Source organism: Bradyrhizobium sp. (genome assembly GCF_035309285.1).
Taxonomy (GTDB): Bacteria; Pseudomonadota; Alphaproteobacteria; order Rhizobiales; family Xanthobacteraceae; genus Bradyrhizobium.
Genome location: NZ_DATGFH010000093.1, coordinates 165,358 through 175,426, shown reverse-complemented (window position 1 = coordinate 175,426; position 10,069 = coordinate 165,358). Strand labels below are relative to the sequence as shown.

The 10,069-nt window shown below is 64.1% G+C and carries 11 protein-coding genes; 8 read left to right on the top strand and 3 right to left on the bottom strand.

The window, feature by feature from the left end; genetic code table 11:
• Positions 1–421, bottom strand: a 421-nt coding sequence (locus tag VKR55_RS18640) for a GTP-binding protein (protein WP_324405506.1), incomplete at its 3' end; no start/stop codon positions are given.
• Positions 422–445: 24 nt separating this feature from the next.
• Positions 446–1,270 carry a sulfate adenylyltransferase subunit CysD gene (cysD, locus tag VKR55_RS18635; protein ID WP_324405504.1) on the bottom strand — a complete coding sequence of 275 codons (825 nt, stop codon included), beginning with the start codon at positions 1,268–1,270 and terminating at the stop codon, positions 446–448.
• Positions 1,271–1,481: 211 nt separating this feature from the next.
• On the opposite strand from cysD, the gene cysG reads away from it, so the two are divergent.
• The 8 genes from cysG to VKR55_RS18595 all read left to right on the top strand — a co-directional run bounded on the left by cysG (position 1,482) and on the right by VKR55_RS18595 (position 8,870).
• Positions 1,482–2,918 (top strand): siroheme synthase CysG, encoded by a 1,437-nt coding sequence (gene cysG, locus VKR55_RS18630; RefSeq protein ID WP_324405503.1) that lies wholly within the window; start codon positions 1,482–1,484, stop codon positions 2,916–2,918.
• Positions 2,915–3,250 (top strand): DUF2849 domain-containing protein, encoded by a 336-nt coding sequence (locus VKR55_RS18625; protein ID WP_324405501.1) that lies wholly within the window; start codon positions 2,915–2,917, stop codon positions 3,248–3,250. Before cysG ends, VKR55_RS18625 begins: the two co-directional genes overlap by 4 nt.
• Positions 3,251–3,260: 10 nt before the next feature.
• Complete coding sequence (locus VKR55_RS18620; protein ID WP_324405500.1) at positions 3,261–4,916, top strand: nitrite/sulfite reductase; 1,656 nt, start codon at positions 3,261–3,263, stop codon at positions 4,914–4,916.
• Complete coding sequence (locus VKR55_RS18615; protein WP_324405498.1) at positions 4,903–5,418, top strand: DUF934 domain-containing protein; 516 nt, start codon at positions 4,903–4,905, stop codon at positions 5,416–5,418. Before VKR55_RS18620 ends, VKR55_RS18615 begins: the two co-directional genes overlap by 14 nt.
• Positions 5,415–6,149, top strand: coding sequence for a phosphoadenylyl-sulfate reductase (locus VKR55_RS18610; protein WP_324405497.1), 735 nt, complete (start codon positions 5,415–5,417; stop codon positions 6,147–6,149). The genes VKR55_RS18615 and VKR55_RS18610 overlap by 4 nt, the downstream gene beginning before the upstream one ends.
• A 170-nt stretch (positions 6,150–6,319) precedes the next feature.
• Entirely contained in the window at positions 6,320–6,820 is a 501-nt protein-coding gene (locus VKR55_RS18605) for a CAP domain-containing protein (protein WP_324405515.1), read from the top strand.
• Between the two features lie 81 nt (positions 6,821–6,901).
• Positions 6,902–8,074 (top strand): patatin-like phospholipase family protein, encoded by a 1,173-nt coding sequence (locus VKR55_RS18600; protein ID WP_324405495.1) that lies wholly within the window; start codon positions 6,902–6,904, stop codon positions 8,072–8,074.
• A gap of 7 nt (positions 8,075–8,081) precedes the next feature.
• Complete coding sequence (locus tag VKR55_RS18595; protein ID WP_324405494.1) at positions 8,082–8,870, top strand: 3-hydroxybutyrate dehydrogenase; 789 nt, start codon at positions 8,082–8,084, stop codon at positions 8,868–8,870.
• A 156-nt stretch (positions 8,871–9,026) separates the two neighbouring features.
• Here the strand turns inward: VKR55_RS18595 and VKR55_RS18590 are convergent, their stop codons facing one another.
• Positions 9,027–9,857 carry a sulfite exporter TauE/SafE family protein gene (locus VKR55_RS18590; RefSeq protein ID WP_324405514.1) on the bottom strand — a complete coding sequence of 277 codons (831 nt, stop codon included), beginning with the start codon at positions 9,855–9,857 and terminating at the stop codon, positions 9,027–9,029.
• Positions 9,858–10,069 lie beyond the last annotated feature (212 nt).

Here is a 10,069-nt window from a genome sequence, read left to right as displayed (position 1 = left end):
GCCGCCGCGTCTGGTCGCGCACGCCTTCGAGAGCGTCGATGATCAGTACCGCGCCGTCAGCCTGCGAAGCGCCGGTGATCATGTTGCGCAGGAATTCCGCGTGCCCGGGCGCATCGATCAGCACGACGTCGCGCGAACGGGTGCGGAAGCGGATTTGCGTGGTGTCGATGGTGATGCCCTGGTCGCGCTCGGTCTGCAGCGCGTCGAGCAGGAACGACCATTCGAACGGCATGCCGCGTCGCGCGCTGACGGCTTTCAGCATCTCCAGCTTGCCCTCGGGCAGGCTTCCCGTCTCGTGCAGGAGGCGTCCGACCAGCGTCGACTTGCCGTGATCGACATGGCCGACGATGACGATGCGGACCTGCGGCCGGGTGGTGCCGTTCGGCGTCGCCGAAAGCGAATGGTTCAGGATCATGTTCATGGCAGCGCTCGCGCCCATCGAAGTTTACAGGTAGCCCGCGACGCGGAGCCGCTCGAATGCGTCTTCGGTTTCGTGGTCGAGCGCGCGGCCGGCGCGCTCCGGCACCTTGGTCTGTTCGAGCTCGAGCAGGATTTCATCGATATTTGCGGCGTGCGACTGCACGGGGAAGGTGATGTCGGCATCGCCGAGCGAGCGATAACGCTTGCCCTCTTTAGCGAGGTAGAGCGGAATGATCGGGATGTTCTCGCGCCTGGTGTAGGCCCAGATATCGGACTCGGTCCAATGCAGGATCGGGTGGATGCGCAAATGCGCGCCAGGCGGTGGCGAGGCGTTGAACTGGTCCCAGAACTCAGGCGGCTGGTCGCGCACGTCCCATCCGCCTTCGAGCCCGCGCGGCGAGAACACCCGCTCTTTCGCGCGCGTCGCCTCTTCGTCGCGGCGGATGCCGGCGATCAATCCGTCGAAGCCGTATTTGGCAAGGGCCATCTTCAGCCCCTCGGTCTTGCGCGCCGCCGAGCGCGCCGCCGGCGGCAGGGTCGGATCGACCGCATCGATCGGCGGGCACGGCTCGACGCGCAGGTCGAGCTCCCATGCCTTACCGTAGTGATCGCGGAACGCGTACATCTCGGCAAACTTCTTGCCGGTGTCGACGTGCAGCGCCGGAAACGGCACACGGCCGAAAAAGGCCTTGCGCGCGAGCCAGATCATCACGTTGGAGTCTTTGCCGAGCGACCACAAGAGCGCGAGCTTCTTCAGTCGCGCAAACGCCTCCCGAAAAATGTAGATGCTCTGCGCTTCGAGCGCGTCGAGGTGGTCCATTGAGACGCTGTCGGGAAGAATTTGCGGCATGGAAGATGCTTGTAGCAGCGAACCGTGACGCGACTGGTGGGATGCGGATTCGTGGATGAGAACAGACATCTCGTCGACCTTGCCTTGGAGAGGCGAAACTTCCATCTGCGATGCGCAATAGAGAAGAAATAATTTTCTCTTTGCGAGGGTTGCAAGACACTTAGAGAGAAAATAATTTCAGTCAACCCCGAAGTGGGAAGGTGAGCTTGGAATGCGCTATCTGCCGGTCTTCCTCGATCTACAAAGCGGCCTTGTTGCCCTGTTGGGCACGGGTGAGCTCGCGCGCGCCAAATTGCGCGTGCTGGTGGCTGCCGGTGCGCGCATCCGCTGGTATTCGCCTGAAGGCGAGCACGACATCCACGGGCTCGAACCCGCGCAGCTCGCGCGCATCGCGTTCGCCAAGGGCGATCCGCTCACCGAAGATCTCTCCGGCGTGGTCGCGATCTTCTGCGCGGGCGCCGGCGACGTTGGCGTCGCGATGTCGGCGCGTGCGAAGTCGGTCGGCCTGCCCGTCAATGTGATGGACGACGTCGCGCATTCAACCTTCATCTTTCCCGCGATCGTCGATCGCGGCGATGTCGTGGTCGCGATCGGTACCGGCGGCACCTCGCCGGTGGTGGCGCGCCGGGTACGCGAGAAGATCGAGGCCGTGCTGCCGGCGCGGATCGGCGATCTCGCCAAATTCATCGGCCGCTTCCGCAAATCGATTCACGCGCGCATTCCCGAGACGCCGCTCCGCCGCCGCTTCTGGGAGCGCGTGATCGACGGCCCGATCGGCGCGCTGGTTCTTTCAGGCCACAAGGATGATGCGGAAGCGGCGCTGAACAACATTTCCGACCCGTCGGCATTCGCGGGCGCGGACGTGTCCGGCAAAGCAAAAGGTCATGTCATGCTGGTTGGCGCCGGCCCCGGCGATCCCGATCTCTTGACGATCAAGGCCTTGCGTGCGTTGCAGGACGCCGACGTCGTGTTCCATGACGAGCTGGTGTCGTCCGAAATCCTTGACCGCATCCGCCGCGATGCTGCGCGCGTGTCTGTCGGCCGCCGCGTCGGCAAGCCCGGCGTTGGCCAGGACGCGATCAACGAGCTGATGATCGCAGCGGCGAAATCCGGCCGGCGCGTGGTGCGGTTGAAGGGCGGCGACGGCTTTGTTTTCGGTCGCGGCGGCGAGGAAATCGACGCGCTGCGCAAGGCCGGCATTTCCTGCTCGGTGGTGCCGGGTATCACAGCGGCCATCGGGGCTGCCGCGCAATTCGAAGTGCCGCTGACGTTCCGCCGCAAGGCGCTGCGCATCACCTTCCTCACCGCGCACAAGGCCGATGACGCGGATCTGGTCGACTGGTCGACGCTGACGGATCAGCAGATGACCGTCGTCGTCTACATGGGCGTGAACGCCGCGCCCTCCGTGCGCGACGGCCTGCGCGCCGCCGGCCGCTCGCCTGATACGCCCGTCGGCGTCTTTGCGCGCGTCACGCGCCCCGACGCCAAGGCGGCCGTCGGCACGCTCGAGCAACTGCCGGACCTTATCGCGCAAGTCGACGGCGGTCCCGCGATCCTCATCATCGGCGACGTCGTGGCGCACTCCGCGCCATGGCGCCGCCAGAACCTCAACCTCGTCCTCTCAGGCCTGTTGGAAAGAGCCCAATGACCTCGCCTCTCGAACAAAAGAAGATCAAGATTTCCGGTCCGTCGATCGTGACCGCCAACCGCACCTGGGATGGCGCCGTGATTTATCGCACCGCGGGCCAAGGGTGGTCGAATGAGCTCGGCGATGCCGCCATCGTCCGCACCAATGACGATGCGCGCGCGCTGCTTGCGGAATCGGTCGCCGATGATCTCGGCGCGGTCGGCGCCTATGTCGCGCCGGTTGCGATCACCGAGGGCGGCAGGATCGAGCCGGGTAACTTGCGGGAGCAGATCCGCCGCTCCGGCGTCACCATCGGGCTTCCGGTATCCATCGGACTGCCAGTGCAAGTGTAAGAGTTTCTCCATGTACGCCTATGACGAGATCGACCGCACGCTGGTCAACGAGCGGGTTGCGGAGTTTCGCGATCAGGTGAAGCGGCGCCTCTCCGGCGAGCTCACCGAGGACGAATTCAAGATGCTGCGGCTGCAGAACGGCGTCTATCTGCAGCTTCACGCCTACATGTTCCGCATCGCCATTCCCTATGGCACGCTGTCATCGAAGCAGCTTCGCCGGCTTGCGCATGTCGCGCGCCGCTACGACCGCGGCTATGGCCATTTCACGACGCGCCAGAACATTCAGTTCAACTGGATCAAGCTCGCCGAGCTGCCCGACGCGCTCGCCGACCTCGCCGAGGTCGGTATCCACTCGATGCAGACCTCGGGCAACAACACCCGCAACGTCACCTCCGATCAGTGGGCCGGCGTCGCGCCCGGCGAGATCGAGGATCCGCGCATCTGGTCGGAAATCCTGCGGCAATACACCACGCTGCATCCGGAATTTTCCTTCCTGCCGCGCAAGTTCAAGTTCGCGATCACGGCGTCCGCCCACGACCGCGCCGCGATCAAGATCCACGACATCGGCCTACGGCTGCACAAGAACGTGCAAGGCGAGACCGGCTTCGAGGTGATGGTCGGCGGCGGGCTCGGCCGCACGCCCTTCCTCGGCAAGACCATCAAGCCGTTCGTGCACGGCCGCGATCTCCTGAGCTATGTCGAAGCCATCATGCGCGTCTACAACCAGTATGGCCGGCGCGACAACATCTACAAGGCGCGCATCAAGATCCTGGTGCACGAGCTCGGCGTCGAGAAGTTTGCTCAGGAAGTCGAGGAAGAGTGGCAGCAGATGCGCGATAGCGCGCTGAAGCTCGACGACGAGGTGGTCGAGGACATCCGCTCCCGCTTCTTCTATCCGACCTACGAGAAGCTGCCGCACATGCCCGACGAGCTGCGCAAGGCCGCGCAGGATCCGAAATTCGAGGCCTGGCGCACCAATTCGGTGTTCCCGCACAAGGCGCAGGGCTATGCGATCGTCACCATCTCGCTGAAGCCGGTCGGTGGCCCGCCCGGCGATGCGACCGCCGACCAGATGGATGCGCTCGCCGATCTCGCCGACAAATATTCCTTCGGCGAAATCCGCGTCGGCCATGAGCAGAATCTGGCGCTGCCGCATGTCGCCCGCCGCGACCTGCCGGCGCTGTGGAGAGCGCTCGACAAGATTGGGCTGGCGACGCCGAACGTCAATCTCGTCTCCGACATCATCGCCTGTCCCGGGCTCGACTATTGCTCGCTCGCCAATGCGCGCTCGGTCCCTATCGCACAGGAATTGTCCCGACGCTTCGCCAACCACGACACTGCGAACCTGATCGGCCGGCTGCACATCAACATCTCCGGCTGCATCAATGCCTGCGGCCATCACCACGTCGGCCATATCGGCATTCTGGGCGTCGAGAAGAACGGCGAAGAGGTCTACCAGATCACGATCGGTGGCCGCGCCGACGAGCAGGCCGAGCTCGGCACGTTGATCGGGCCCGCCGTGAAGTTCGATGAGGTCGCCGATGTCATCGAGGACATCGTCGAAGCGTATCTGGCGCTGCGCGCCCGCCCCGACGAGCTGTTCATCGACACGGTGAAGCGGCTCGGCGTCGAACCGTTCAGGGAGCGCGTCTATGCCACTCGTTAAGGGCGGGAAAATCACCGACGATATCATTGTTCCTATCGCCGACGGCGCGGAGCTGCCGCCAAATGGCAGCGTGCTGGTATCGGCGGCACGCTTTCTCGAAAACCCGGAGGCGCTGTTCGCGCGCTCGGGCAAGGTCGGCGTGATCTGGCCGAACAACCGCGATGTCGACGACGTCGTGCCCTATCTCGATCGCCTCGGCGCCGTCGCGCTGGTATTTCCGACGTTCCGCGACGGCCGCGCCTATAGCCAGGCGCGGCTCCTGCGCGAACGCTTCCTCTATCGCGGCGAGTTGCGTGCGACGGGGCAGGTGCTGCGCGACCAGTTCGTCTTCATGCTGCGCGCGGGCTTCGACGCCTTCGACGTGAAGAAACAGGCGGATGCCGAAGCCTTCGCGCAGACGGTCAAGCGCTATTCGGTGTTCTATCAGCCGACCGGCGATGGCCGTCTCACGGCGCTGCACCGGCGCATGCAGCTTCGCCATTCCGAAAGTGCCGGCCTATGAATGCGCTCGCGTCCAAAGTCTCATCCGCCGCCGTGGCGGCGTCGCTGCCGCCGGCGGACGAACTCGACCGCTCGCTTCGCAAGGCTTCGCCGCATGAGGTGATCTCGGCAGCGTTGAAGACCGTCGGCCGCGACCGTCTCGCCCTGGTCTCGTCCTTCGGCACCGAATCCGCTGCGCTACTCAAGGTGATGGCGGATGTCGATCCGGCGATCCCTGTGATCTTCCTCGACACCGGCTGGCTGTTTCCGGAGACGCTCGCCTATCGCGATGCGCTGATCGAGAAGCTCGGACTTGCCGACGTCCGTTCGATCAAGCCTGCGGAGGAGGCGCTCTCGCGCGAGGACCCGGACGGTGAGCTCTGGTATTCCAACCCGGACGCCTGCTGCCGCATCCGGAAAGTCGAACCGCTGGCACGGGCGCTGAAACCGTTTTCCGCCTGGGTCAACGGGCGCAAGCGTTTTCAGGGCGGCCTGCGCGCCGATATTCCCGTCGTCGAGGCGGATGGCGCACGGCTGAAATTCAATCCTTTCGCCAATATCTCGCGCGAGGAGATCGAGGCGATCTTCAAGCTCGCCGACCTGCCGTCGCATCCCCTGGTCACGTCGGGCTTCCTCTCGGTCGGCTGCATGCCCTGCACAAGCCGGACCGCGCCCAACGAGGATGCGCGCGCCGGCCGCTGGCGCGGCCGCGGCAAGACCGAATGCGGCATCCATACGATGGCGACGTCGTAAGTTTTCAACGTCATTCCGGGGCGATGCGTTAGCATCGAACCCGGAATCTCGAGATTCCGGGTCTGCGCCTAACGGCGCATCCCGGAATGACACCGGAAATTTCCGCCAAATTCACCTTTCGGCCACGGTTTGTATGCAACAACAGCCGCCAATTATGGGGCTGGGATTTGATGCGCGGACTTGCGGCCGTTTTCATTACTTTATTGCTTGCAGGCTGTGCATCGGAGGCTCCGGTCCAAACGCCGGCGATGTATGTCAACATGGCCGAGCCGGGCGCGAGGCTCGACGCAGCCGTGGCCGCCTCGATGATCTCACAATACCGCCAGAACAACGGGCTTGGAGCCGTTGAGGTCGATCCTGACCTGGTGAAACTCGCGGAAGCCCAGTCCGGTGTCATGGCGGCCAAGAACAAGCTCGACCACGACGCCCATGCGCCGCTGGCCAAGCGCCTGGCGGCGGACGGCTATCCGGCCTCTGTGGCGGTCGAGAACGTCTCGGCGGGCTATCATACGCTGGCGGAAGCGTTTTCCGGCTGGCGTGACTCGCCGCCCCACAACGCCAACATGCTGAAAAGCGGTGTCACAAAATTAGGCATAGCCGCGAGCTATGCACCGAATACCAAGTACAAAGTGTTCTGGACCCTGATTTTGGCGTCTACTGGCCGCGGTTGATACCGGCGATCGGCGGTTTCCCGCGGCTGGTTGACGCCTTCGTGAACTGACGCCGCGCTTCAACCGACCTATCCGGAGGCCATGATGGATCAGTCCCCATCCGATGAAGCGAGCACTCCGGCCAGCGCCCGCCGTGTGCTGGTGTTGCAGGGCGGCGGCGCGCTCGGCTCCTACCAGGCCGGCGCCTTTCAAGCATTGTGCCGCGCCGGCTTCGAGCCGGAATGGATCGCCGGCATCTCGATTGGCGCGGTGAATGCCGCCATCATCGCCGGCAACGACAACGACAAGCGCGTCGATCGCCTGAAGGAATTCTGGGAGCTGGTGTCATCGCCGGTGCCGTGGAATCCGGTTCTCAAGGGTGAGAGAAACCGCACCCTGTTCAACGAGACCTCGGCGGCGATCATCGCGACCTTCGGCGTGCCCGGCTTCTTCACCCCGCGGATTCCGCCGGCCGCACTCTGGCCGCACGGCAGCCCGCAATCGCTCAGCTATTACGATACTTCGCCGCTCAAGAAGACGCTGGAGCGGCTGGTCGATTTCGACCGCATCAACGATTTGAAGACCCGCCTCTCGGTCGGTGCGGTCGGTGTCACCTCGGGCAATTTCCGCTACTTCGACAATGTCGAGTTCAAGCGGCAGGGCAAGCGGATCGGGCCAGAGCATATCATGGCGTCGGGTGCTCTGCCGCCGGGCTTCCCTGCGATCCTGATCGACGGCGAATATTATTGGGACGGCGGCATCGCTTCCAACACGCCGCTCGACTTTGTGCTCGATGCCGAGACTGACCGCGATCTCCTGATCTTCCAAGTCGACCTGTTCTCTGCTCGTGGCCGTCTGCCCGAGACGCTGTTGGAGGCGGCGGAGCGCGAGAAGGACATCCGCTATTCCAGCCGCACGCGGATGAACACCGACAAGAACCGGCAGATCCACAACGCGCGCAGGGCAGTGCGCGACCTCATCGGCAAGCTGCCCGAGAGCCTGCAGGACGATCCGAGCGTAGCCTTCCTGCGCAAGGCGGCGAGGGAAAACACGGTCACGGTGGTGCACCTGATCTACAGGAGCAAGAACTACGAGACCTCGTCGAAGGATTACGATTTTTCCCATGTCGGCATGGTCGAGCACTGGAACGCGGGCGTTCGTGATGTGCATTTGTCGATGCGTCACAAGGAGTGGCTGGAACGGCCGCAATCCGACGAAACCATGGTGACCTACGATTTGACGGGGGATGAGGCTCCCGTCAGCAAAAAGGAGTAAAGACAATATGGGTACGCTGACAGGCAAGAATGCAGTTGTGACCGGTTCGACGAGCGGCATCGGCCTTGCGATCGCGCGCGCCTTCGCCGGCGCCGGCGCCAATGTGGTGATCAACGGCTTCGGCGCGCCCGCCGACATCGAGAAGGAGCGCTCGGCGATCGAGACCGACTACAAGGTCAAGGCGCTCTATTCCGCGGCCGACATGACCAAGCCCGCCGAGATCGCCGAGATGATCGCGACCGGCGAGAAGGGGTTCGGCTCGGTCGACATCCTCGTCAACAATGCCGGCATCCAGTTCGTCTCGCCGATCGAGGAATTTCCGATCGAGAAATGGGACGCGATCATCGCGATCAACCTGTCGTCGGCGTTCCACGGCATCCGCTCCGCCGTCCCCGGCATGAAGAAGCGCGGCTGGGGCCGCATCATCAACACGGCGTCCGCGCATTCGCTGGTGGCTTCGCCGTTCAAGGCGGCCTATGTCTCGGCCAAGCACGGCATCGCCGGCCTCACCAAGACGGTCGCGCTCGAGCTTGCGCAATTCAAGATCACCTGCAACTGCATCTCGCCCGGCTATGTCTGGACCCCGCTGGTCGAGCATCAGATCCCGGAGACGATGAAGGCGCGCAACATGACCAAGGAGCAGGTCATCAAGGACGTGTTGCTCGCCGCGCAGCCGACCAAGGAGTTCGTCACCGCGGACCAGGTCGCTGCCCTGGCGCTGTACCTCTGCGGCGACAATGCTGCGCAGATCACCGGCGCCAATCTCTCGATCGACGGCGGCTGGACCGCGGAGTAACGAAAGCTCTTCGTAGGGTGGGCAAAGCCAACGGGTCCGCGCGAGCGCGCGGCCCGATGACAGGCTCCGCGTGTCCACCATCAATCAACAAATTGGCGAGGAGGTGGTGGGCACGGCGCAAGAGCGCCTTTGCCCACCCCACACATTGTCGATCGATCAATGCCCCGCGCTGCGGGTGAACGCCATCAGCGTCGAGGTCGGCAGCTTCAGCTCCTCCGAGGCGATCTTGCCGGCCACCAGGAGCAGGATGGTGGCGAGCACGACGCGCAGCACCGCCTGCGGCACGCGCACCGCGCAGTAGCTGCCGACGATGATGCCGGGCAGCGAGCCCAGCAGCAACGCGCCCATCAGATGCCAGTCGACGGCGCCGACCGCCCAATGTCCCGCGCCCGCGACCAGGGTCAGCGGCACGGCATGCGCAATGTCGGAGCCGACGATCGTCGCCATCGACAGGCGAGGGTAGAGCAGGAGCAGTGCGGTGACGCCGACTGCGCCGGCGCCGACGGACGAGATCGAGACCAGCACGCCGAGCGCCGCACCGGTCGCTATCGTCGCAATCGTGGTTGTCGTGGCGTCGATGCGCTCCAGGCGCGCGCGATAGCGATCCAGGATCGATTTCCGGAAGATCAGCGAAGTCGCCGTAAGCAGCAGCGCGAAGCAGAGCACGAGGTTGACCACGCTGCGCTGGGACGCGGCGCTGAGTTCGAACTGCCACATCAAGGACAGCGTCAGAATGCTTGCCGGGATGCTGCCGCAGGCGAGCCGGATCACGGCCGGCCAGTGAATGCTGCGGGAGAGACCATGCATCAGGCTGCCGCCGGTCTTGGTGGCGGCGGCGTAGAGCAGGTCGGTGCCGACAGCGGTCGAGGGATGAATGCCGAACAGCAGGATCAACAGCGGCGTCATGAGGGAACCGCCGCCGACGCCGGTCATGCCGACAAGGAGTCCAACGCCGAAACCGGAGGCGACGTAGAGTGGATCGATCATATTCACGCGATTTCAGTTCATCTCTGCGACTATCTAGGGGCGCGGGACTCCTGCCCGCAATGCGCGGCGGAAAATAAGAATGTTTGATGCGCGCAATGAAATTGCGTGGTGATTTTCGCCCGTCGCAGACGCGAGAGCGGCATCGGTGTCCTGCCACCGCAGACTGTGGAACTGGCAGCCAAGCCAATGCCCGAGGGCGGGCAGAGATGACA

Bases quoted from the DNA above. Each gene is read 5' to 3' on its own strand.
- cysG (WP_324405503.1), top strand. From the start codon at position 1,482: ATGCGCTATCTGCCGGTCTTCCTCGATCTACAAAGCGGCCTTGTTGCC.
- VKR55_RS18620 (WP_324405500.1), top strand. From the start codon at position 3,261: ATGTACGCCTATGACGAGATCGACCGCACGCTGGTCAACGAGCGGGTT.
- VKR55_RS18625 (WP_324405501.1), top strand. From the start codon at position 2,915: ATGACCTCGCCTCTCGAACAAAAGAAGATCAAGATTTCCGGTCCGTCG.
- VKR55_RS18595 (WP_324405494.1), top strand. From the start codon at position 8,082: ATGGGTACGCTGACAGGCAAGAATGCAGTTGTGACCGGTTCGACGAGC.
- VKR55_RS18590 (WP_324405514.1), bottom strand. From the start codon at position 9,857: ATGATCGATCCACTCTACGTCGCCTCCGGTTTCGGCGTTGGACTCCTT.
- VKR55_RS18610 (WP_324405497.1), top strand. From the start codon at position 5,415: ATGAATGCGCTCGCGTCCAAAGTCTCATCCGCCGCCGTGGCGGCGTCG.
- VKR55_RS18605 (WP_324405515.1), top strand. From the start codon at position 6,320: ATGCGCGGACTTGCGGCCGTTTTCATTACTTTATTGCTTGCAGGCTGT.
- cysD (WP_324405504.1), bottom strand. From the start codon at position 1,270: ATGCCGCAAATTCTTCCCGACAGCGTCTCAATGGACCACCTCGACGCG.
- VKR55_RS18600 (WP_324405495.1), top strand. From the start codon at position 6,902: ATGATGGATCAGTCCCCATCCGATGAAGCGAGCACTCCGGCCAGCGCC.
- VKR55_RS18615 (WP_324405498.1), top strand. From the start codon at position 4,903: ATGCCACTCGTTAAGGGCGGGAAAATCACCGACGATATCATTGTTCCT.